At 47.7% G+C, this 21,814-nt stretch carries 23 protein-coding genes and 1 pseudogene; 19 read left to right on the top strand and 5 right to left on the bottom strand.

The annotated features are described in order from the left end of the window. The first annotated feature begins 59 nt into the window (after window positions 1-59). Window positions 60-416, top strand: a complete 357-nt coding sequence (locus H70357_RS34415; RefSeq protein WP_052092128.1) for a hypothetical protein — start codon at window positions 60-62, stop codon at window positions 414-416. Window positions 417-611: 195 nt separating this feature from the next. On the opposite strand, the gene H70357_RS19015 is transcribed toward H70357_RS34415, so the two are convergent. Further along, window positions 612-1,562, bottom strand: coding sequence for an alpha/beta hydrolase (locus H70357_RS19015; protein WP_038592750.1), 951 nt, complete (start codon window positions 1,560-1,562; stop codon window positions 612-614). 182 nt (window positions 1,563-1,744) lie between these two features. Between H70357_RS19015 and H70357_RS19010 the strand changes: the two genes are divergently transcribed. Both H70357_RS19010 and H70357_RS19005 read left to right on the top strand, forming a co-directional pair. Next, a complete protein-coding gene (locus tag H70357_RS19010; protein ID WP_052092127.1) occupies window positions 1,745-2,284 on the top strand; it encodes an RNA polymerase sigma factor in 540 nt (179 codons plus the stop codon). Next, entirely contained in the window at window positions 2,281-3,657 is a 1,377-nt protein-coding gene (locus tag H70357_RS19005; RefSeq protein WP_038592747.1) for a DUF4179 domain-containing protein, read from the top strand. The genes H70357_RS19010 and H70357_RS19005 overlap by 4 nt, the downstream gene beginning before the upstream one ends. A gap of 114 nt (window positions 3,658-3,771) precedes the next feature. Here the strand turns inward: H70357_RS19005 and H70357_RS19000 are convergent, their stop codons facing one another. After that, window positions 3,772-5,067, bottom strand: coding sequence for an APC family permease (locus tag H70357_RS19000; protein ID WP_038592744.1), 1,296 nt, complete (start codon window positions 5,065-5,067; stop codon window positions 3,772-3,774). Between the two features lie 141 nt (window positions 5,068-5,208). On the opposite strand from H70357_RS19000, the gene H70357_RS18995 reads away from it, so the two are divergent. From H70357_RS18995 to H70357_RS18965, 6 genes and pseudogenes are all read left to right on the top strand, one after another. Continuing rightward, window positions 5,209-6,138, top strand: coding sequence for a LysR family transcriptional regulator (locus H70357_RS18995; RefSeq protein WP_038592742.1), 930 nt, complete (start codon window positions 5,209-5,211; stop codon window positions 6,136-6,138). Between the two features lie 30 nt (window positions 6,139-6,168). Continuing rightward, window positions 6,169-7,086, top strand: coding sequence for a tyrosine-type recombinase/integrase (locus H70357_RS18990; protein WP_081965850.1), 918 nt, complete (start codon window positions 6,169-6,171; stop codon window positions 7,084-7,086). A gap of 19 nt (window positions 7,087-7,105) precedes the next feature. Beyond that, a complete protein-coding gene (locus H70357_RS18985; RefSeq protein WP_038592735.1) occupies window positions 7,106-7,534 on the top strand; it encodes a VOC family protein in 429 nt (142 codons plus the stop codon). 414 nt (window positions 7,535-7,948) lie between these two features. Then, window positions 7,949-8,380: a hypothetical protein gene (locus H70357_RS18980; RefSeq protein ID WP_038592732.1), complete on the top strand. Its 432-nt coding sequence runs from the start codon at window positions 7,949-7,951 to the stop codon at window positions 8,378-8,380. 84 nt (window positions 8,381-8,464) lie between these two features. Beyond that, window positions 8,465-9,578 (top strand): annotated as a pseudogene (locus H70357_RS35375) (IS630 family transposase). A 145-nt stretch (window positions 9,579-9,723) separates the two neighbouring features. After that, a complete protein-coding gene (locus H70357_RS18965) occupies window positions 9,724-10,416 on the top strand; it encodes an alpha/beta hydrolase (protein WP_038592726.1) in 693 nt (230 codons plus the stop codon). A gap of 80 nt (window positions 10,417-10,496) precedes the next feature. On the opposite strand, the gene H70357_RS18960 is transcribed toward H70357_RS18965, so the two are convergent. Both H70357_RS18960 and tnpA read right to left on the bottom strand, forming a co-directional pair. Beyond that, window positions 10,497-10,859 carry a DUF3852 domain-containing protein gene (locus H70357_RS18960; protein ID WP_231578283.1) on the bottom strand — a complete coding sequence of 121 codons (363 nt, stop codon included), beginning with the start codon at window positions 10,857-10,859 and terminating at the stop codon, window positions 10,497-10,499. Window positions 10,860-10,962: 103 nt separating this feature from the next. Then, window positions 10,963-11,220, bottom strand: coding sequence for an IS200/IS605 family transposase (tnpA, locus tag H70357_RS18955; RefSeq protein ID WP_052092125.1), 258 nt, complete (start codon window positions 11,218-11,220; stop codon window positions 10,963-10,965). A 315-nt stretch (window positions 11,221-11,535) separates the two neighbouring features. Between tnpA and H70357_RS18950 the strand changes: the two genes are divergently transcribed. Both H70357_RS18950 and H70357_RS18945 read left to right on the top strand, forming a co-directional pair. Next, complete coding sequence (locus tag H70357_RS18950) at window positions 11,536-12,240, top strand: IS630 family transposase (RefSeq protein ID WP_081965849.1); 705 nt, start codon at window positions 11,536-11,538, stop codon at window positions 12,238-12,240. A 647-nt stretch (window positions 12,241-12,887) separates the two neighbouring features. Continuing rightward, a complete protein-coding gene (locus H70357_RS18945) occupies window positions 12,888-13,859 on the top strand; it encodes a glycoside hydrolase family 113 (RefSeq protein ID WP_038592723.1) in 972 nt (323 codons plus the stop codon). 231 nt (window positions 13,860-14,090) lie between these two features. Here H70357_RS18945 and H70357_RS18940 read toward each other — a convergent pair whose 3' ends face one another. Further along, window positions 14,091-15,017 (bottom strand): L-lactate dehydrogenase, encoded by a 927-nt coding sequence (locus H70357_RS18940; RefSeq protein ID WP_038592719.1) that lies wholly within the window; start codon window positions 15,015-15,017, stop codon window positions 14,091-14,093. 156 nt (window positions 15,018-15,173) lie between these two features. On the opposite strand from H70357_RS18940, the gene H70357_RS18935 reads away from it, so the two are divergent. From H70357_RS18935 to H70357_RS18905, 8 genes are all read left to right on the top strand, one after another. Further along, window positions 15,174-15,791, top strand: coding sequence for a LysE family translocator (locus tag H70357_RS18935; RefSeq protein ID WP_231578282.1), 618 nt, complete (start codon window positions 15,174-15,176; stop codon window positions 15,789-15,791). Between the two features lie 40 nt (window positions 15,792-15,831). Continuing rightward, a complete protein-coding gene (locus H70357_RS18930) occupies window positions 15,832-17,214 on the top strand; it encodes a branched-chain amino acid transporter BcaP (protein WP_038592712.1) in 1,383 nt (460 codons plus the stop codon). A 26-nt stretch (window positions 17,215-17,240) separates the two neighbouring features. Further along, on the top strand, window positions 17,241-18,533 hold the full coding sequence (locus H70357_RS18925; RefSeq protein WP_038592709.1) for a WD40/YVTN/BNR-like repeat-containing protein: 1,293 nt from the start codon (window positions 17,241-17,243) through the stop codon (window positions 18,531-18,533). Between the two features lie 117 nt (window positions 18,534-18,650). Continuing rightward, on the top strand, window positions 18,651-19,277 hold the full coding sequence (locus H70357_RS18920; protein ID WP_038592706.1) for a pyridoxamine 5'-phosphate oxidase family protein: 627 nt from the start codon (window positions 18,651-18,653) through the stop codon (window positions 19,275-19,277). Between the two features lie 158 nt (window positions 19,278-19,435). Next, a complete protein-coding gene (locus tag H70357_RS36325; RefSeq protein ID WP_179091757.1) occupies window positions 19,436-19,612 on the top strand; it encodes a hypothetical protein in 177 nt (58 codons plus the stop codon). Window positions 19,613-19,833: 221 nt separating this feature from the next. Beyond that, window positions 19,834-20,226 carry a DUF2500 domain-containing protein gene (locus H70357_RS18915; protein ID WP_038599942.1) on the top strand — a complete coding sequence of 131 codons (393 nt, stop codon included), beginning with the start codon at window positions 19,834-19,836 and terminating at the stop codon, window positions 20,224-20,226. Between the two features lie 147 nt (window positions 20,227-20,373). Next, window positions 20,374-21,129: an SDR family NAD(P)-dependent oxidoreductase gene (locus H70357_RS18910; protein ID WP_038599939.1), complete on the top strand. Its 756-nt coding sequence runs from the start codon at window positions 20,374-20,376 to the stop codon at window positions 21,127-21,129. A gap of 176 nt (window positions 21,130-21,305) precedes the next feature. Continuing rightward, window positions 21,306-21,728: a cell wall hydrolase gene (locus H70357_RS18905; RefSeq protein ID WP_038592703.1), complete on the top strand. Its 423-nt coding sequence runs from the start codon at window positions 21,306-21,308 to the stop codon at window positions 21,726-21,728. Window positions 21,729-21,814: the final 86 nt, after the last annotated feature.

Below are 21,814 nucleotides of genomic sequence, written 5' to 3'. Positions count from 1 at the left end.
TCAACCGGTCCAGATTGGGGTAATAAGGGGCAACTAAAGATTTAATAGGAGGGCTCGTTATGGGATTCAATTTCGGAGGATTCGGTGAGAAAATACAAGGTCTGGTGGATACGGTTAAAGAAGGCGGAGTGGGCGAACTGCTGCAAAAGCTGCCACTAGATCAGCTGCCGCTGGATCAATTGATGGAGAAACTCCCTTTGGATCAGTTGTTATCGGGATCGTTTCTGCAACAGTTTACACCTTTTGAGTCACTGCAGGAGCTGCTGCAAAGCGGAGGTTTCTCTGCATCTTCGGCGGAGGATTTGAAATCCTTGCCCCAGGATCAGTTGAATGAGCATGTCAGTCATACGACTTCCTTCAGTTCGTTGAAGGACATGCTGGTCAAAGCGGCGGAATTTTACAGTCAGCGTAAATAACAATCGGAACTAACCCAGGCTACAGCTTCAGCGGATTTGTGCGGGAAGGCGGTTAAATATTTTAGGTGTAAAAATAACTGCTTAGCAGCTGCACACTTTACTGTAATTAAGCCGTTTTTAAGGCATCAGGCCAGCTTCGGAGTACACCCGAAGCTGGCCTGATTTCACGTTACATATATTTTGTTACTTTAAGCACTATTGCCGCAGCCACGCTGTTGCCAAGAGCAGTGCTCCTTTGTTGGCATTCGTATCCGCGAGCGCATTCAGCATGACAAAGTCATGGATGATGCCTTGAAACCGGGCCGCTGTTACCGGGACGCCCGCTTCACGCAGTTTGGCGGCATAGGCTTCGCCTTCGTCCCGCAGCACATCGGCTTCTCCTGTAATAATCAGGGCTTCCGGCAAACCGCTGAGCTGCTCCAGGCTGGCCCGCAGCGGGGAAGCGGTAATCTGAGCCCGTTCCTGCGGATCTGTTGTATATTGATCCCAGAACCATTTCATCCCTTCACACTGAAGGAAATAACCTTCGGCGAACTGGTGATACGATTCCGTATCGAATGAAGCATCGGTTACCGGATAGAACAGCAGCTGCTTGCTGATTGCCGGGCCTTTGCGTTCTTTGGCCATCAGCGTTATGGCCGCAGTCATATTACCTCCGACACTGTCCCCGGCTACAGTCAATCGGCCCCCGTCAAGACCATGTTCAGATCCATGCTTAGAGATCCATTCCAGCACCGTATAAATTTCCTCAATCGCTGTAGGATACTTGGCTTCCGGAGACAGGCTGTATTCCGGGAAAACAACGGCCGCATTCGCGCCGGCCGCCAGTTCACGAATGAGCCGGTCATGAGTATGGCTGTTGCCGAATACCCAGCCGGCCCCGTGAATGTATAAGATAACAGGAAGTGATGAAGCAGAAGAGTTAACCGGACGAACAATTCGGATCGGAACCTCACCTTTGGGTCCGCCGGGAACAGAGAGATCCTGGATATTGGCCTCCGGTTTTTTTATTTCACCGGACTGAACGGTATCCACCGTTTCTCGGCCCTTTTCAGGACCGAGGTCAGGAAGGAAAGGGGGCTTTGCATTGTCATCGGCAAATTTCTGCGCTGCCGGTTCGAGAACGATCTTTTTATTTTCGGGCATGTTTATCGTCTCCTTTAATGAAATATGGGTTCTATCTCTCTTCAATCCATAACCGTATGCGACCTTCCTGAAACGAAACGCGTTGCAGCCCCCGTTAACCTCCCTAAAAAATTTAGCCCAAAAGCGAACGGTTTGCTAGGGATAAAGCGTATATTCATTGACTAACCGGGGAGGAAGAACGATTGAAAGACTATCCGATTACTGAACAGCAGGCCAGGGAAATGTTCGAAGAGCATTCCGCATACGTCTATGGCATTGCGCTTATGATTACCAAACAGCGGGCACTGGCGGATGATATTACTCAGGAGACGTTTTTGCGTGCTTTTGCCAAGCGTCATCTGTACCACTCGTCAAAGCCGCTGCGGCCTTGGCTGTATCGCATAACAGTCAATATAGCACGTACGATGCTGCGTAAGAAAACCTGGTCGCAGCTATTCGCCGGAACGCCGTCGTTAGATGCAGCGGATGATTCTGCTGAAAGCATTGCCCTGCAGAGTGAAAGTGACCAGCTGCTGTGGGCGGCGGTAAGCCGCTTGTCCCAGAAACAGCGTGAAGTCGTTACCCTTCATTATTATGCCGCACTTCCACTGCCGGAAACCGCCTCAGTATTAGGCATACCACTGGGAACCTGCAAATCAAGGCTGCATGCCGCGCTGGAGAAACTGAGGCAATACTGCGAACTGGAGCCTGAGCTGCATACCTTAAAGGAGGGGCTGAAATGAGATTTTATAATTCCCGTGAGGATGAGGACCCTGGAAATGTGTCCGCTGGTTTACAGCAGGAGGCCACACAGCTGCTGCAGGCGAACAAGCCCTCCATCCAGTTCGAAGATATCTGGGATCGCCATAATGCCGGTATAGCAGGAGCTTCTGTGGGACAACGGGCTTTTTCACCTTTCCTCAAATGGAGTATAGGGATCGGGGCAGCCCTAATAGTAGCTTCTGGTTTAGTGATAGGAGCGGGATTTATATCCCCGAAAGTGGCTGAGGCGCTGCGCAGCATTCCATTTCTGGAGTGTCTTTATGATAAAGGTGTAGATACCACCGACCTGAGTCGGATTGACGCTCACAACCTGACAGAATCAATCAATGTATCGACAGAGGATCACGGGATTGTATTTAAGGTAGTTAATATTTATTATGACGGGATTCAGCTGGTGCTGAATTATGAAGTGGAATTTCCTGAATCCTCACCTAAGCTCACACAGGAACAAGCCGCCGTATATTACGAGCTCAGCTTTGCTGGAATAAATCCTTCATCCATTTATACCCAAGACTTTACAATTACCGGTGAGCATACGTTTGTCGGGACTACTCGGCTGAATTTTGGGAACGAGGACCTGCCGGAACAGCTGAAACTTAAGATGGCTGTTGATTGCATCGGCACTACAAGAGGAAATTGGGATATTACACTCCTATTAGACAAAAAGAAGAGTAAAGAGATGACACAAATAATATACCCTGAAGGTATAGGTTTCACTTATGGCAAAGAAGAATACACCGTCCAGAAATTGACCCTCGGACCGGTAATGTCACAGGTTGTGGTCAAAAAACAGAATCCCTATTACCAATTCAACGCTAAACTTGAGGATGATATAGGCACAATGTACGGTGATCAGGGCGGTGACGGGGCAACGCCAGATTATTTTTATTTTAACTTTTCCCCGTTTACAGAGCTGAATCCTAAACCGGAATATGTGACTTTAAAACTCACAGAGCCGGTCCATAATGAAGACATTGTACAGACGGAGGAGCGTAAGCAGCTTAATGGCGTATATCCCTTGGTTCTTCATGGCAATCACGGTGGAAAGGTAACGATCACTAATATTCAATATGAAGAGAAGCAGACGGTCGTCACGTATGAAGCGAGTCAACCGGACAGTCAGGATACCTGGCTTACCATTGAGAATGAAGAAGGGGAAATTAAATCTTCCAGAGGACAGCCAGTCCGGATCAGCAGAGATTCGCTTACGTTCCAGTTGACCTTCCCACCGCTTAAAAAGAGTGATAAACTCCAAATTGTTGCTCATCCTTTCCGTTATTTGGATAACGTGCAGCAGTTTGAATTACGGATTCCCCTCAAGTGGAACGAGTAGAACTATCCGGGTAGTACAAGACTAATAGATGTTCTTTCAAAAGAAAACATGCCGCATCCTCCTTGCCTAGCAGAGAGGGTGCGGCCTGCTCTATTTAAGGGGCCAGCTCGCCGACTAACGATGTTCCAGTGTCTGAGAGTAACCGCTGCCGGACCTGCGGTTATTGCCCAAAACGGTGACGACGATAAAGACGATCGTAATCAGCAGCGGATACAGTATTGCCCATCCGGTAAACGGAAACACCGCCAGTGTTGCAATAAAAGATATCCAGCTGATCGTTATTCCAAGCCTGTTGCCTTTGAGCAGCCGAATGCCGGCCGCACAGCCTCCAATGTATGTCAGGATAAAAGTAGCATTGGGAAACTGGATCAGTGTGGTGATGGAGAGCAGACCACTGCCGTAGAGGAGCAGTACTGCAGCAAAACAAAGCAACAAGAAACCAATAGCCCCAGTGGGCGTCTTGTACCGGCTGGACAGGCGTCCCATCCACTTAGGAGCATAGCCCTGACGGGACAAGGCAAAGGCCACCCGTGATGCAGCGCTGGAGTAGGCGATAATCGTCGCGGTGCAGATGAACAGGCCGGTAAGCCCGGCGATGAAGCCGCCCCATGCGCCAAGCGGCTGGCTGATGATCCAGACAAGCGAGGAATCAGCGCCTCCACGGAGGTAGCTTTGGGTTCCAACTGTAGCCAGCGCGGATAAGAAATAGAGCACCCCTACGATAATAGCGGCAATGGTGACCCCCTTAACAGCTGCACGCTGCGGGTCCTTGAACTCTTCTGAAAGATGGGAGACTGCCTCCCAGCCGATGAAACACCAAAAGAGAATAGCTGCCGCCTGCCCGATGCTTAACCAGCCATGGGGAACAAAAGGCGTGAAATGCGTGCTTTCCATGCGGGGGAGTGCGGTGGCAAACGAGAACACCAGCACAGTAATGATTGCGATAACGACGGCAATTTGTACTTTGCCTGCAACCTGCATACCCATCCAGTTCGTGATCAGGCCAATGGCCAGCATCACGGCGGCGATAGCGATTCGGGCTCCGTCCCCCCAGCCCATGGCGGCCGTCATATACCCGGCTCCCGTCAGCGCAGCCACAGGTCCGCCAATGGGCACTGACATCAGGAAGAACCAGCCCACCAATGCTCCGGCCTTGGGGCCGAAGGCCAAGGTGACGAAATGGGACACACCTCCGGCATTTGGGAATTTAGCGGAGAGGAGACCCATCGACAAAGCCAGAGGCAATATCATTAGGGTCATGAATCCCCAGGCCAACAGGGAGGCCGGACCGGCCATTTCCGCGGCTAGTCCGGGTACGATTAATACACCTGAACCTAGCACGGCTCCAATGTATAGAGCGATAGCTTGCGGCATACCGATGTTTCGTTGCAGTGTAGGAGTTTCCTTCATTAATAAGATCCCGCTTTCCTTTTACCTTGTATTTAGTTATAGAGTATCAGATAATGTATCCATAGGAAAAACGGAAAGTTTGAATGTTATCCATTTGAAAAACCGATGATACATTCTCCGGGGAAGGTTGATGATAGGCATATGGAATCGCGGCATTTATTTACGTTTCTAGTCGTTGTTGAGGTAGGCAGTTTTACCCGTGCTGCTCAAAAGCTGGACTATGCCCAGTCCAGTATTACTGCGCAGATTCAAGCGCTGGAGGCAGAGCTGGGCCAGCCTTTGTTTGACCGCATCAGCAAAAAAATCATCCTGACCGATGCCGGCCGCCGTCTGCTGCCTTATGCGCAGGAAATTCACCGGATGCATTCGCTGGCCCAGAATGCCCTGAGTGCAGAGAATGAGGTATCGGGAGTCCTGCGGATTGGTGCGCCGGAATCGCTGGCTGCTTTTCGACTGCCGGGCATCATTAAGGAATTCCGAGGACAATATCCGCAGGTTCAAATTACACTGAAGCCAGGCGTTTGCTGGGAGCTGGCTGAATCCGTCCGCTCCGGTGAGCTGGATTTGGCCTTTCTGCTGCAGCCGGAGGCGGAGTTTAAAGACTTGTGCAGTGAAACATTGATTCATGAAGAGATGACACTCATTGCACCGCCGGATCATCCTTTGCTACAGCAGGAGAGTGTCGAGCCGCAGCACCTTAAGAATGAAACTATCCTCTTTACAGAGACAGGTTGTACCTACCGGATCTTGTTTGAGCGTCATTTGAACAGCCAAGGAGTGTTTCCCGATCCCAAGCTGGAATTTTGGAGTATCGAGGCGATCAAGCAGTGTGTAATGTCCGGCCTCGGCATTTCTTTCCTTCCGCTGATTTCGGTGAGAAGCGAACTAGCAGACGGCAAGCTGGCCCGGCTCAACTGGAATGATGAATCGCAGCGGGTCGCAACGCAGACTGTCTACCATCAAAAAAAATGGAAATCGCCAGCCCTTCATGAATTTTTGCTGACGGTAGAGAAACATGCAGTTAAGTGGAGAAATACAAATAAAGGTGTATTAAATTCTGTGGTACAATAGGTTGTCGAAATCATGGGGAGGAGGACCTACATGAACGAACTGGGGACTGACTATGAAGAAGAGCTTGAGGCTTTTCTGATCTGGATGAAAGATGCCGGATTTACGGCGTACACGCAGAAATCCTATCTAGCCGATGTGCGGGAGTTTCTTGGGAGTCTGAATGGCAGAAGTCTGGAATCCGTTAAAAAGCTTCAGGTAGTGTCCTATCTGACCTCGGTCCGCGAACGCGGGGTAAGTGATGCGACGCGTAACCGCAAGCATGCCTCGGTAAATTGCTTGTTTAAGGCACTCATCGAGCTGGAAATGCTGACAACCAATCCGGCAGCCGGGATCAAAAAATCCAAAACCGAAAAAAACCGTGAGCCGGTCTATCTGGATGAAGTGGATCTGCAGCGGTTTTTGTCTGCAGTAGAAGGCAAATACCGTAGCCGAAATTTGGCCGTTTTCTTACTGATGTCTTATATGGGGCTACGGGTGGGGGAAGTCCATACGCTTAATTTGAGTGATTATAATGCGGAACGGCTTACACTGCGTGTATTTGGCAAAGGACGCAAATGGCGCAATGTACCGGTGCCGGAGGCTGTCGCCCCTTTTCTGCAGCAAGCCTTGAACGAACGTCTCACCCCTTGGCTTAGCAAAGAGGAAGCAATGTTTATTTCTCAAAAAGGACGCAGACTATCGATACGGGGAATACAGGGCATAGCCGCAGATACCTTTAGCCGTTTTCAGCGGGAAGTGCCGACAGTTCACCGCCGGCCGTACTCCAGCCATAAGCTGCGGCACTCTTTTGCCACGATGCTGCTGCGCAAAGGGGCGGATTTGCGTACCGTGCAGGAGCTGCTGGGACATTCGTCCATCCAGACTACGACGGTCTATACGCATATTACGAGCCGGGAGAAGGAAGAAGCCATGTCCAGACTGCAGGTTCAGCTTGAGCCGTTTATCTAATTCAAAGGGAGTGTATTAAATGATTCAATCCATTGTACATATCGCTTTAGTCGTCAAAGACTACGATGAAGCCATTACATTTTATACAGAAAAACTGAATTTTACAGTCATTGAGGATACCTATCAGCCTGAACAAGACAAACGATGGGTTGTTATTTCCCCGCCTGGTTCAACCGGGACAACGATATTGCTCGCGAGAGCATCCAAATCTGAACAAGAACCGTTTATCGGCAACCAGGCTGGAGGCAGGGTGTTTCTGTTTTTGAACACGGATGATTTTTGGAGAGATTATCAGGAAATGAATGCAAAGGGGATTGAATTTGTAAGGGAGCCGCAAGAACAATCGTACGGGACAGTTGCTGTCTTTAAGGATTTATACGGAAATCTTTGGGATCTGTTGGAGCTGAAGGAGGACCATCCGATTTCTAAAAGAATGATTGTAAGGTAGAGCGCATGCAAGTACGGTACATAGCTGGAATTTTAGTCGAATGCAATCGGCATCGCTTATCTGCTTGAAAAAATCAACACTGATCTTTAGATTGTGCCGAAACTATATACCTATAATTGGTGTAATATGGAATCATTACATAAAATGAGGTGTTTTTAACTTGAAGAAAATTGCAACTGTATTTTTGGCGACCTCTCTACTATGCTCTTCTGTGGTGTTTGCTGAGCCAACCTCTAGTTCTAAAAAAGACAGAGGTTACAACAACTCAAAGGTTGTCTAGCAAAACAATAAAAGGGAATATTTTCAACCTATCCGACCAACAGATGAAAAATGCAATAAAAATTGGATTAGGGGGTAAAGAGACATACTTTAAGTATTCTAAGAGTCAATCCTTCCCTATTCTATGATGATAAAATGAAATTCTTGCAACCAGTGACAACACTTGTCACTCCGTATTCTTTGATTGCGAGTGAGGCCTATTTTGCTGCTGATGAATACAAAGAATTTACTTTAGCAGATGCAAAAGATATTACAAAGATGTTTGCACAGATTGATGTGCTATCATTTAGAGTTATAGCATTTGGTGATGACATTGATTTTGCAAACTCCCTCAACATTGTTTTAAAACAGGGTTCGAAAATTTATCAGCCACTAGAAATTGTTGGATTAAACGAATCGGCAGATCATACCTCTTCTTGGCCTGATTCACCAGCTTATAAAAAATTATTAATTGCAGATTTTGATATCAACAAAATTGATTTCAGTAAGCCAGCAGAATTAATTTATCTTTATGCTGGGAAAGAGTTTTCAGTAACTTATAAAGTTGATTTTTCGAAAATCAAATAAATATACTAGTGCTCCATCCGGCGGAAAAATGTAGTGAGAGTTCTGCGTGTTGGTGGTATAATTATCCAAACATAAGCGGAGGTTATACCGATGCCGCGATATATCGTTACACTGACAGAGGAAGAGCGCGATGACTTGCAGAAACTCGTACAGAAAGGTGGAAAAGGCTACCGCATCAAGCATGCGCAAATTTTGCTGAAGCTGGACCAACGCCCGGAAAACACAGAGTGGACGTATAATCGCATTCAAAGTGCATACAGCGAGACACATACCACGTATAGCGAAACGCTTTGTATTTGAGGGACTGGAAGCTGAGTTAGGCAGAAAGAAACAAGAAAACCATCATCGTAAGGTAACGGGTGAGATCGAAGCGAGAATTTGTGCCATCGCCTGCTCCGCGCCACCGGATGGGCGTTCGCGCTGGACGATATAAAGCCATCGCGGATGAACTCATTCGGCTGGAGGTGGTCGAATATATAACCGACAGCACCGTTTGCGAATTTATGAAAAAAACGAGATTAAACCGTGGCTCGTCAAGGAATGGTGCATTCCAGAAGCCAGTGCAGAATTTGTAGCCAAAATGGAGGATGTACTGGATGTCTATCAGCGTCCCTATGATCCCAAGCGTCCGGTTGTTTGCATCGATGAAACCAATAAGCAACTGATCAAAGAAACCCGAATTTCCTGTGCGTCGGGTCAGCCTGAAAAAGTGGATTCGGAGTATGAGCGTAACGGCGTTGCCGATGTCTTTAAGATCTTTGAACCGCTTGCGGGCAAACGTGAAACCATCGTCACCACAACCCGGACAGCTGTAGATTTCGCCCAGGTGCTCAAGTATACATCGGATGTCCTATACCCGCATGCCAAGAAAGTGGTCCTGATCACCGACAATCTCAATACACATTCGACTGCCTCGCTCTATAAGGCATTTTCACCGGAGGAAGCTCACCGTATTGCGAATCGGTTTGAATGGCATCATACGCCAAAACATGAGAGCTGGCTGGACATGGCGGAAATTGAAATTGGCATTATGTCGCGGCAGGCCCTGGAAAAACCACTTCCTGATATGGAAAGTTTCAAAAAACAAGTAAGTACTTGGACACAGCAACGCAACGCAGCAGGCTCGAAAGTAAACTGGCAGTTCACCACTCAAGACGCGAGAATCAAGTTGAAACGCTTATATCCAACTATTCTTTAATTACTAGCCGGATAGAGCACTAGTCTGTTTATATTTGCGGCTTATTTCTTTTAAATAAAAGGTCGAGAAAGGAGAATTAAAAAGATCATGCAACTTAACAATCAGAAATCTATGGAGGGTAATGCCTCAACAGTCGGAGGTATCTATGAAAATTCAAAATATAAAAATTGGCAACATCCCATCCATTATTTGGGGTGATAGATCAGACAAGGTATATGTCCATGTTCATGGCAAAATGTCATGCAAAGAACATGCTAGAGATTTTGCTGAAATCGCTGTGAAAAAAGGATATCAAACGCTAAGTTTCGATTTGCCTGAACACGGGGAACGAAAGGACAGTAGTTATCGTTGTGACATTTGGAATGGCATTAATGACCTTACTCTAATTGGAGACTATGCCTTTTCAAATTGGGATCATGTTTCTTTGTTTGGGTGCAGTTTGGGAGCGTATTTCAGTTTGAATGCTTACACAAATAGTAATTTTGTCAATTGTCTGTTCCAATCACCTGTATTAAACATGGAATATCTAATTAAACAGATGTTTAATTGGTTTGATGTGACAGAAGAACAACTACGCATACAAAAAGAGATTGTAACCTCTGTTGATTTGCTGCGTTGGGATTATTATAAGTTTGTAAAGGAACATCCGGTTAAAAAATGGAATATTCCAACTTCAATCCTTTACGGCAGAAAAGACAGTATGCAATCTCTGGAAATTGTTAAGGACTTTGCGAAATCACATGATTGCAAGTTGGAAATCTCTCAAAATAGTGATCATCCTTTTATGCAAAAAGAGGATGTAAAGATAGTTCATGCATGGCTTGAAGAAAACATATGAGACTATGAGCATAATACGGATTTGAAATCCTAATTAAAACAGACCGAATCCTTGACTATAAGAATTCGATCTATTTTTTGCTACATCCCCAAAATCCCCCAAATGTACAGAGGCGCCGTCAGCATAAACACGAGGCAGGCGAACAGGATAGCGGGCGCCGCCCACTCAAACTGTCCGTGCTTCCGGTAATCAAAATAGTCCGTCCCCAGCTTGACGAAGAAAAACACCGCCAGGATCAGGTCGATGGCCGGAAACACCACTTTATTGACGACGGATTTGATCTGGGCCGAGGCATCGTTCCAGGTGCTTTCAATGGCTCCGGACACATCTCCGGACGGAGCAGCATACGCTGCCACGCAGAAGCACAGCAAACCCAGCAGCACCAGCGTTCCAGCAATACCAGCCATTTTCGTTTTGCTTTCATCGGGATTTCCTCCCTCCAAGTCACAGAACCACCCGTTCAACGGGTGGCTTGATCAAAATATCCTCTTGCCCACAGGTGTCTGCCGCTCCCTTGCTTCATTCCTGGAAAGCGATCAAACACCATCAGTGCGCTTTGCCTTTGAGATATCCCATAAATTCGGATACGCTCAATTTCGGTGGTATCTTCACGTACATATGCACATGATCCGCACTGATGCTCCCTTTTACCAGTTCTACGTTCTTGTACTCACATAACGTCCTTAGAATTTCCCCAACTTCTTTCCTGATCTCCTTGAAGAAGACTTTTCGACGAAATTTTGGGATGAATATGATAGGACAACTACAATCCCACCGGGTGTGGGCTAGACTGCTACCACCCATGGGTAGCGTCCCCCTTTGCTTGAGAATTTGGCTGGCGAAACCATTTCTCAGTATAGCAAACGGGGACTTTCTTTCATCATGCCTCACGGTACTTCCTGTTCAGTTCTCCCAGGCATAACCTGGGGCTTAATATTTGAGTTAGGCAGAAAGAAACAAGAAAACCATCATCGTAAGGTAACGGGTGAGATCGAAGCGAGAATTTGTGCCATCGCCTGCTCCGCGCCACCGGATGGGCGTTCGCGCTGGACGATACAAAGCCATCGCGGATGAACTCATTCGGCTGGAGGTGGTCGAATATATAACCGACAGCACCGTTTGCGAATTTATGAAAAAAACGAGATTAAACCGTGGCTCGTCAAGGAATGGTGCATTCCAGAAGCCAGTGCAGAATTTGTAGCCAAAATGGAGGATGTACTGGATGTCTATCAGCGTCCCTATGATCCCAAGCGTCCGGTTGTTTGCATCGATGAAACCAATAAGCAACTGATCAAAGAAACCCGAATTTCCTGTGCGTCGGGTCAGCCTGAAAAAGTGGATTCGGAGTATGAGCGTAACGGCGTTGCCGATGTCTTTAAGATCTTTGAACCGCTTGCGGGCAAACGTGAAACCATCGTCACCACAACCCGGACAGCTGTAGATTTCGCCCAGGTGCTCAAGTATACATCGGATGTCCTATACCCGCATGCCAAGAAAGTGGTCCTGATCACCGACAATCTCAATACACATTCGACTGCCTCGCTCTATAAGGCATTTTCACCGGAGGAAGCTCACCGTATTGCGAATCGGTTTGAATGGCATCATACGCCAAAACATGAGAGCTGGCTGGACATGGCGGAAATTGAAATTGGCATTATGTCGCGGCAGGCCCTGGAAAAACCACTTCCTGATATGGAAAGTTTCAAAAAACAAGTAAGTACTTGGACACAGCAACGCAACGCAGCAGGCTCGAAAGTAAACTGGCAGTTCACCACTCAAGACGCGAGAATCAAATTGAAACGCTTATATCCAACTATTCTTTAATTACTAGCCGGATAGAGCACTAGCTTATTTTAAAGCGCCTGAGTTTGGGTGCTTTTTCCATGTTACTTGCAAAGCCTGCACTCTTCTCTCCTCCTTTCTCCTGTTAAACCACATGAAAGTCATGTTGTATCAACATCTTAAACCCTTATAAATAAAGGGTTTCTATTATGCAATTTATTAGAAGGTGAGTAAAATAACAAACGTCGCAACAAGTGGATCAAAGATATCCGAATCAATAAAGTACAACCCAGGACTTTATCGTCCACGGCTGCCGCTGTTTTTAGTGGGGGCCTGTCTAATGCTTAATTTTCTTTCTACATCAGAAGCACTGGTAAAAGCATAAATCCAGAATAATAGTTAACATAACTAATGTTAAGTTAACTATGTCTCTTTTTGCACAATTGCTAACTTGAAAAGGGGGACAGCCCGTAAAGTTCAGTGTACAATTCTTTTCCTCTGCTGTTATCCAGATGCCGCTAAATAACTCATTTAGTTAGGGCTTCTCTTCAATAACAAAAATAACTTGTTATTGTTTTGTTTTTGATTTATTCTAACTGTTATTGAGGCTTTGATATAGCTGGTAATTATTTAAGGTTAATCGGTACACGAAATAACATGTTATTACTAACTAGTAGGAGGACTTGGGGATGAAGGAAGTTTTTTTTAAGGGAATGACTTATGGCTGGGAGACAAAAAGAGGAGAGTACCGGAAAGATTATGCGGCGGATTCGATGAAAAAGCTGGCTGATACCGGAAGTGAGTGGATCGCTTTGTCCTTCTGGACCTGGCAGGATACAGTTTTCTCAACAGATATTCATTTTGATTACGGTTACACGCCGACAGATCGGGATATTGAGCATGCGGTGCGGAATGCAAAGGAGCTGGGCCTGAAGGTCTGCCTGAAGCCTGTAGTCAACTCCAGAGACGGGATTTGGAGAGCGCGGATCGGCTTTCCTGAGGATGGAGACGCCTATTGGGCAGCCTGGTTCGAGTCCTACACGAATTTCTTGAAGCATTATGCGGAGCTGGCAGAGGAGCTGGGCTGCGAAATGTTCTGTATCGGCTGTGAAATGGTAGCTACAGAATATAGGGAAGCCGAATGGCGGGAAGTTATCCGTGAGGTGAAGAACCTGTATACCGGCCCCATCGTTTACAACGCCAATCATGGTAAAGAAGAAGGGATTCAGTGGCTGGATGCGGTCGATCTCATCGGAACCAGCGCATATTATCCTGTAGCCTCTGTGCCGGGGGATTCCTATGAGAATATGCTCACCGCCTGGGAGAAGCAGAAACCCCGGCTTAAGGCTTTAGCCGAAAGATTCAACAAGCCGCTTGTTTTTATCGAAATTGGCTGCCGCAGCGCACTCGGCTGTGCCACTATGCCGTGGGACTTTACGCATAAGGATCTGCCTCATTCGGAAAGCGAGCAGGCTAACTTTTATCGTTCGGCACTTGAAACCTTTTGGAATGAGCCTTGGTTCGCCGGTTTCTTCTGGTGGGACTGGAGCACAAAGCTCTACGCTCTGGAAGAGGCTTCGTCCAACAATGGTTTTGATATTTACGGTAAGGAAGCGGAGCAAGTGCTGAAAGAGTATTACAAATTGCCAGTCACAAAATAACTCTGTCTCAAGGGTCCAGAACGCTCTTGGAAATTTTAAGCATTAAATTAATGTCATTGTCAGGCAAAAAAGATTCATGTTATAGTACTTAAGGAAAATCCGTCCTTCTATTCGCGGGGTTAATATTCCATCCGCTTGAAGGGCGGTTTCTTTTGCGTGCCGGAAGCATAAAATAAGGCTGTCCCGGTCATCGAAATGACAAGGACAGCCCCGTGCTAACCAGTAAAATGGTTACAATTCAAGCTTGGAAATTTCCGCTTTGAGCTTCTCTGCAGATTTCTGGAACATTGCCTTTTCGTCTTCACTCAGCGGCAGATCCAGCACTTCGCGAACACCGGAGCGGTCAACGACACATGGAGCACCGAGGAACACATCCGAAACTCCGTTATAGTTGTTCAGCAGCGTGGAGACATTCAGCACAGCACCTTCATTGTGCAGAATCGAAACCACGATCCGGTCCAGGGCAAGCGCAATCGCATATGAGGTAGAACCTTTGGCGTCGATAATTTCATAGGCGGCGTTCTTGGTGTCTTCAAAGATCTCCTTGCGTTCCGCTTCATCAAAGCCCAAATCGATACCGGCCACATTGGCAAGGCTCCATACCGGAAGCTCGGAGTCACCGTGTTCACCGATAATTTGACCATGAATGCTGCGGGGATCTATTTCTTTATGAAGACCGATCAAATAGCGGAACCGCGCACTGTCGAGCACTGTACCGGAACCGATGACCCGTCTGCGGTCGAAGCCGCTGATCTTAAGAGTGGCATAAGCCAGGATATCTACCGGATTCGTAGCAATCAGCAGAATGGCATGCTGATTGTATTTCGTAATCTTTTGGATGATATCTTTAAAAATCGCGATGTTCTTTCGCAGAAGATCAATCCGGGTCTCACCCGGCTTCTGGGAGGCGCCGGCGGTTACGATAATAATATCCGCTTCCCGGCAATCTTCATAGGTTCCTGCCCACAGCTTTACACCGCCGACAAACGGCATGCCGTGGTTCATGTCCAGTGCTTCACCCAGCGCTTTCTGATGATTGACATCGATAAGTACCAATTCAGGCATCCGTCTGCGCAGAAGCAGCGTATATGCGGTTGTTGTACCGACTGCACCGGTACCGATAACTACGACACGATTGGGCTTAAATGGGGGGGCCATTGTTCCATCTCCTCCGAATTTCGATTTTTTTGTGTCCAATCTTATCCATCATAAGCTCTGGAGTTAGTGTTTTCAAGCAGCTTGTTTTTAATCCATTACCCGAAAACGGGCAAGCTAACAACGTGCTTTCGCAGAGAGGAGGTAGCTATGTTTAGTATGGCTACACTATTTATGTATCTTGGGGCTGCCATTCTACTGATCCTTATCCCGGGTCCGGATCTTATTTTCGCTGTTACCCAGGGGATTACGAATTGCCGGAAAGCAGGCGTCTACACCGCTGCCGGACTGGCACTGGGGAATACCGTACATACGTTGGCTGCAGCACTGGGACTGTCAATCATTGTGAAGACATCACCGCTGCTGTTCACCCTGTTTAAGATTGCCGGTGCACTGTATTTATTTTACCTGGCCTACAAATCATTGAAGCACCGTAAAGCAACACTCGTAGTGAACGAGGGCGAGAAGAAGGATGAAAGGGCATTGCTGCGTAGAGGATTTATTATGAATATTCTTAATCCTAAGGTGGCCATCTTCTTTCTGACCTTTCTGCCGCAATTCGTGAATTATGACTATGGTGTTGTACCTATGCAGATGCTTGTGCTTGGACTTATCTTTATTGTCCTGACCGCTCTGATCTTCGGAGCACTTGCTTATTTTGCCGGTGCCTTTAGCAGTAAGTTTCTGGAGAAGCCCCGTGTGCAGGAGGGCGCCAACATCGCAGCCGGAGTTATATTTGTCGGACTGGGCATGAAGCTGCTGACCACGGCACCCTAGGAGTTCCATACTCATTTCATTGACAGGAGAGAATTTAAGAATGGATTTATTCCGCAAAAAACCGCTGACTGCGCCTCAAAGCGCCGATGGCGCTAAACTGAGCAAGACACTGGGTGCGCTGGATCTTACAACACTTGGTGTAGGGGCTATTATCGGCACCGGGATATTTGTTATGACAGGAGTCGCAGCCGCGGAGCATGCCGGGCCAGGCCTTGTGCTTTCCTTCATTCTCGCCGGGTTTGCCTGCGTGCTGTCCGCACTGTGTTATTCAGAATTTGCTTCAACGCTCCCGGTGTCCGGCAGCGCTTATGCCTATAGCTATGTCGCTTTCGGCGAGTTGCTGGCCTGGATTCTGGGCTGGGATCTGGTGCTGGAATATGGGGTTGCGGCAGCAGCGGTAAGCAGTGGATGGTCCGGCTACTTCCAGGGCCTGCTGGATGGTTTCGGCCTGCATTTGCCCACAGCACTCTCCGGGGCTTATAATGCGGACAAAGGGACTTATGTAAATCTGCCCGCCATGATCATTATTTTGCTGATCTCCTATTTGTTGACCCGCGGAGTCAAGGAAACGGCCCGCTTTAATGCAATTATGGTTGTGATTAAGCTGTCTGTAGTGCTTCTCTTCATAGTTACGGGATTTTTCTATGTGAAACCGCAGAACTGGACGCCATTTTTACCTTTTGGCTTTCATGGGGTGGTGAATGGGGCGGCTACCGTCTTTTTCGCCTATATCGGCTTTGATGCCATATCTACTGCTGCGGAAGAGGTGAAGCGCCCGCAGCGTGATTTGCCTATCGGTATCATTTCATCCCTTGCAATCTGTACCGTGCTGTACATTACTGTCTCGCTGGTTCTGACAGGGATCGTACCTTATCATAGCCTGAATGTCAGTGATCCCGTTTCCTACGCCCTGCGATTCGTGGACCAGAATATGATTGCCGGTCTAATCTCTGTAGGCGCTATTGCCGGGATGACCACGGTTCTGCTTGTTATGCTTTTCGGCCAGACCCGTCTCTTGTTCGCGATCTCACGGGACGGGCTGCTGCCGAAAAGCTGGTCCAAGGTAAGCGCCAAGACGCATACCCCCGTGCGCAGCACCTGGATGGTCGGCGGATTGATCGCCGTGCTCACCGGGTTTGTTCCACTGGACCGGCTGGCTAACCTGACCAGCATTGGAACACTGTTCGCTTTTCTCGTGGTATCCTTGGGTGTAATTGTGCTGCGCCGTACCCATCCGAATCTGAAGAGAGGGTTCACGGTGCCCTGGGTGCCATACATCCCGCTGCTTAGTGCGGCAACCTGCGCTTATTTAATGTATAATCTGGGGAGAGAGACTTGGATCGGCTTTGTCATCTGGCTGGCTGTCGGACTACTGATCTATTTTCTATACGGATACAAGAACAGCAAACTGAATCAAAAATAAACGATAACCGAAGAGGAGAGAGAGCTTTGTCATCCCAAACAGCAGATTTCAAGGTTCTGAGAACGTTACTGGTGGTTCTCCTGAGCCTACTCATACTCTCGGCTTGCTCTTCTTCTCCTGCTCCTGAGCCCACTCAGCCTCCTCAGCCGACGGAAGCGCCGGAAGAAGGGCAGACGATTACCCTGATTACACCCGATGCTCAAAACTTAGTCAATAAAGATACACCCAAATATCAAATTCAGACCCGGCTTACGGATTTCAGATTGTTAACCGATTCTGCAGGACTGGCCTGGGGTGTTACCAAAAATGAGCTTCGGATCTATATGACCAAAGATAACGGGGAAACCTGGGCGAATATTTCACCTTCCGCGAATGTGCAGTTTCTGTCTAATCCGGTGTACAGCCAAGAGATTTTCTTTACGGATCTGGAGAACGGCTGGATTATAAGAAGTGCTTTTGGAACAACGGAAACCGTTGTGCTGCGTACAACCGATGGCGGACTAAGCTGGAAAATCTCTTCTTTCCCGGATGCGAATACGATCTCTTCCATCTACTTCAGCTCTCCGAGCCATGGATGGCTGATGACCTCCTGGGATATCAATGCCACTAAAGCTAGCAAAGCGCTGTATGCAACGGCAGACGGGGGGGCCACATGGAATATGGTTATGCAGAACGAGCAATATAATCCGAAGCTGCCAAATCATGCAATTCCGATGGCGGGCGTGACGACCGGGATGATCTTTAAGGATACAGACCGTGGATTCGTGACACTCCAGACCGGAGCACTGCCCAAGATATACATGACTCAAGACGGTGGAGCAACCTGGAGTCAGGGACCGGAGTTTCTAGTGAATGAACAGTGGAGAGGCTGCGACAAAGTGATCACCGGAGAACCTGAATTCTTCGGCAATAACAGCACATCCGGGTGGTTGCCGGTGGCCTGCCAGAAGGATAAGGAAGCTTCCATCACATATAATGGATATTTTACCGCCAATAGCGGAGAAAGCTGGACATTCACTTCGTTCGGTCTGGGCATACAGACAGGGATCAACCGCCACCTGGCTCCTGCCTTTTTAAATTCTCAACTCGGCTGGGCCTTGAAAGGAAATCTGATGTACAAGACGATTAATGCAGGTGCAACCTGGACAACACTTCCGGCCAGCAGCGTTCTGCAATCCAAGCTCTTGGAATATCCGGAAATTGTTAAGCTGCAGTTTATTTCAAAGGATGTCGGCTGGCTCTTAATTGAGAAAAAAGAAAATCGACGATCTATCCTGCTGCAGACAACCAATGGAGGCGTAAGCTGGCGGGTAATGTGAGTTGATTTATCAGTGAGGCTGCAGATTGCAGTCTCTTTTTTTTTTATATCAATTCTTCCCTGTGTTACAATAAGTAGCAGGTGAATCTATGAAATTCATACATATGGAGTGAAGAAGATGCATGATTTTAATACAATCAAGTCAGAAGAGGAATTGCGTGCTATGCTCGGTTATCCAAGCGAACTGGTGAAGAACAAAGCGATTGATGCCCTGGATGAGCATTGCCGCCAGTTTATCGCTAAGTCACCATTGTTGATCATGGCCACTTCCGATGCGGAGGGATTATGTGATGTCTCACCCAGAGGGGATGCGCCGGGTTTTGTGCTTGTTCTGGATGACAACCATCTTGTTATACCTGAACGGCCGGGTAACCGCCGAATGGATTCGCTAAGGAATATTCTGTCCAATCCAAACGCGGGCCTTATCTTCCTCATTCCGGGACTGGAAGAAACGCTCAGAGTGAATGGTCATGCTTATATTGTCCGTGATGAAGAGCTGCTTGTCCGAATGGAATCTCATGGGCGGATGCCGCTGGTAGGCATAGTCATTGAAGTGGAAGAATGTTACATGCATTGTGCAAAATCGTTAAAACGCTCCAGCTTGTGGAATCCTGACTCTTGGATTGCGAAGGCCGAATTGCCGAATGTTGCTCAAGTGATATCTGACCATGCCAAACTTCCTGGTATGAACGCAGAAAAAGTAAAAGCTTCACTGCAAGACAGCTATACCAACCGAATGTATTGATGTTCTGGGCGTTGAATGAAGCAAAAAAACGTATTTAAAATTTTCTTTAAAAATGTGAAAAAAATCACATGACAAAGCGCTGAGCGTGTGATATATTTAACACATAGAAAGCAAGTTCATTTTTTCACAAACTTTCATTCCGAATAGGAGAGATTACAATGACAACTTTTGAAACGGATTATATGACTAGAAACCTTCTGCAATTATGCTATAACTGTGATGATGCACACCTCTGTGAAACTGAAGAACAATGCAGAGCCTGCTGGGCGGACAACGGAATGCTTCCGGAAGAAGAGAACGAAACCAAGCAACTCTTAGATCTTGTACATGCTTAATATTGATAGGCAGAATGAACGTTTTTAAAGACCACTTGTGTTCTCAAATCTGAGAGCCGGGTGGTCTTTTTGGTAGGCAGCCTGTCGTCTGCTGACGGCGAATATGGTTTTCATCTTTTTGTGATGCTGTATGAACCGGAACAGGCATATACATGTACAGAAGCGACTGCAGTTATGCGGAAAGCTGAAAAATGGGGATTAAGGAGGAATAAGTCATGGGGATAGGCCCGGATTCTTCTTGGATGTTTGATCTTACCGGGACGGTAATACCGATTTTTCTCGCCCTGATGATTGGCATTGTCGCTGTATCTGCTGGCAGGGGGCTGCTTCAATGGAGCCGGAACAACAGCTCACCCCTGTTGACCGTTCCTGCCCGGATCGTCAGCAAGCGCAGTGAAGTCCGCCAGCAGCAGCTTCAGGATGAGAATCAGAGCAGCCGCACCAGTACAACCTACTATTTGACTTATGAGACGGACCAAGGCGTCAGGATGGAGTTTAAAGTGGACGGAAATGAGTTCGGCATGAGCGCAGAAGGAGACAGAGGTGTGTTGACTTACCAAGGTACAAGGTATCACGGGTTTCAGCGCAGTCTGCATTACTCCACAGCTGATTAATTTAACTGTCTGTGATACGAATTTGGCTCGGTTTACAATAGACCTGAGGTTACTGTACAATCCCCTTGTTTCCGGTCTGCGAAGCAAGGGGATATTTATATTGTCTGGATCTATACCTAATAATAACTAACAAGGAGCTATGAAATGATGAATTATTTGCATAAAACTGTAATTGTCACTGGAGCCGGCCATGGTATCGGCAGAGCGATCGCCGAAGCTTATGCCTCCGAGGGAGCCAGCGTAATTATCGCAGAGCTCGATGAAAGCACAGGAGGCATGGCGGCAGCCGAAATCTGCAGTCAAGGCGGAACTGCTGAATTTGTCGCTTGCGACGTAAGCAAGGAGGAGGACATTATTGCACTGGTTGCCCACGCAGCAGCTAAGTACGGAACCGTTGATATTCTGATCAATAATGCAGGCATTGCGAATCCGCATACCTCTACGCTGTACGAGCTGTCTGTGGAGGAGTGGGACAAAGTACTCAATACGAATGCACGCAGTGTATTTCTGGCAACCCGGGAAGCAGCCAAAGTTATGCGCAATAATCCGCAAGGCGGAGCCGTCGTAAATCTGTCATCAACCCGTTCATTGATGTCAGAACCGAATACGGAAGCCTATGCGGCGTCCAAAGGAGCCATCGCTGCCCTGACCCATGCCATGGCGGTTACGCTGGGGGAAGATGGCATCACGGTAAACTGCATCAGTCCGGGCTGGATCGAGACGGGAGATTATGCGGAGCTGCGTGAGATTGACCATAGCCAGCATCCTTCGGGACGGGTAGGCAGACCGGAGGACATCGCCAGAGCCTGTCTCTATTTAACGGCACCGGATAATAATTTCGTTACAGGAGCACAGCTTATCATTGACGGTGGCATGACGCGCAAAATGATTTATGAGCCATAACTATGTAATCCAAGTAACGGGAAGAAAATAGGCGTGAACTGTCACCTCTTAGGCGAATGCACATACAATACAGCGAGCAGTCAAGAGATGTGGAAGCTTGCGAAGCAGGTTTTGCAAGAAGTCCGGCAAGAAGCGGATGCCTTCAGAACTGCTACGAAGCAAAAGGAGGAGAATGTGTGGCCGTCATCAAAGCGAACTCGGAAGATGTGAAGGTGCTTGCGCGGCTGATGCGGGCGGAGGCCGAAGAGGACGGAGAGGCCGGCATGCTTATGGTCGGGAATGTCGGGGTCAACCGGATTCTCGGCAATTGCCTGGACTTCAACAATATCCGCAATATTAACGATATGGTGTTTCAAAGTCCAGGTGGCTTTGAAGCACCCCAGAAGGGGTACTTCTATCAGCGTGCCCGGGAAGCCGACATTCGCCTGGCCCAAAGAGTCATCGCCGGAGAACGACGCTGGCCGGCCTCTAATGCCTTGTGGTTCTTCCGTCCTGTAGGCGATTGTCCTGCCACCTGGTATAACCAGCAGAACACCGGCCGCTACAAAGCTCATTGCTTCTTTACTCCAACCAGCACGGATTGCCCGGCTGTATATTAGTACAGCCGGCTCTGCGGGGAGAGACAGAGTGTTTCCGTAGTCTGTCTCCCCCGCTGAAACTGGCAAGCGAAAATTGTGATGTCGCA

Source organism: Paenibacillus sp. FSL H7-0357 (genome assembly GCF_000758525.1).
GTDB lineage: Bacteria > Bacillota > Bacilli > Paenibacillales > Paenibacillaceae > Paenibacillus_AQ.
The sequence above is the reverse complement of the archived record's forward strand: the minus strand, read 5'-3'. Positions and strand labels throughout refer to the sequence as shown.

Bases quoted from the DNA above. Each gene is read 5' to 3' on its own strand.
- H70357_RS18980 (WP_038592732.1), top strand. From the start codon at position 7,949: ATGAAATTCTTGCAACCAGTGACAACACTTGTCACTCCGTATTCTTTG.
- H70357_RS18920 (WP_038592706.1), top strand. From the start codon at position 18,651: ATGCATGATTTTAATACAATCAAGTCAGAAGAGGAATTGCGTGCTATG.
- H70357_RS18985 (WP_038592735.1), top strand. From the start codon at position 7,106: ATGATTCAATCCATTGTACATATCGCTTTAGTCGTCAAAGACTACGAT.
- H70357_RS18995 (WP_038592742.1), top strand. From the start codon at position 5,209: ATGGAATCGCGGCATTTATTTACGTTTCTAGTCGTTGTTGAGGTAGGC.
- tnpA (WP_052092125.1), bottom strand. From the start codon at position 11,220: ATGGGTGGTAGCAGTCTAGCCCACACCCGGTGGGATTGTAGTTGTCCT.
- H70357_RS18935 (WP_231578282.1), top strand. From the start codon at position 15,174: ATGGCTACACTATTTATGTATCTTGGGGCTGCCATTCTACTGATCCTT.
- H70357_RS19015 (WP_038592750.1), bottom strand. From the start codon at position 1,562: ATGCCCGAAAATAAAAAGATCGTTCTCGAACCGGCAGCGCAGAAATTT.
- H70357_RS34415 (WP_052092128.1), top strand. From the start codon at position 60: ATGGGATTCAATTTCGGAGGATTCGGTGAGAAAATACAAGGTCTGGTG.
- H70357_RS18910 (WP_038599939.1), top strand. From the start codon at position 20,374: ATGAATTATTTGCATAAAACTGTAATTGTCACTGGAGCCGGCCATGGT.
- H70357_RS19000 (WP_038592744.1), bottom strand. From the start codon at position 5,067: ATGAAGGAAACTCCTACACTGCAACGAAACATCGGTATGCCGCAAGCT.
- H70357_RS18965 (WP_038592726.1), top strand. From the start codon at position 9,724: ATGAAAATTCAAAATATAAAAATTGGCAACATCCCATCCATTATTTGG.
- H70357_RS18990 (WP_081965850.1), top strand. From the start codon at position 6,169: ATGAACGAACTGGGGACTGACTATGAAGAAGAGCTTGAGGCTTTTCTG.
- H70357_RS19005 (WP_038592747.1), top strand. From the start codon at position 2,281: ATGAGATTTTATAATTCCCGTGAGGATGAGGACCCTGGAAATGTGTCC.
- H70357_RS18940 (WP_038592719.1), bottom strand. From the start codon at position 15,017: ATGGCCCCCCCATTTAAGCCCAATCGTGTCGTAGTTATCGGTACCGGT.
- H70357_RS18930 (WP_038592712.1), top strand. From the start codon at position 15,832: ATGGATTTATTCCGCAAAAAACCGCTGACTGCGCCTCAAAGCGCCGAT.
- H70357_RS18945 (WP_038592723.1), top strand. From the start codon at position 12,888: ATGAAGGAAGTTTTTTTTAAGGGAATGACTTATGGCTGGGAGACAAAA.
- H70357_RS36325 (WP_179091757.1), top strand. From the start codon at position 19,436: ATGACAACTTTTGAAACGGATTATATGACTAGAAACCTTCTGCAATTA.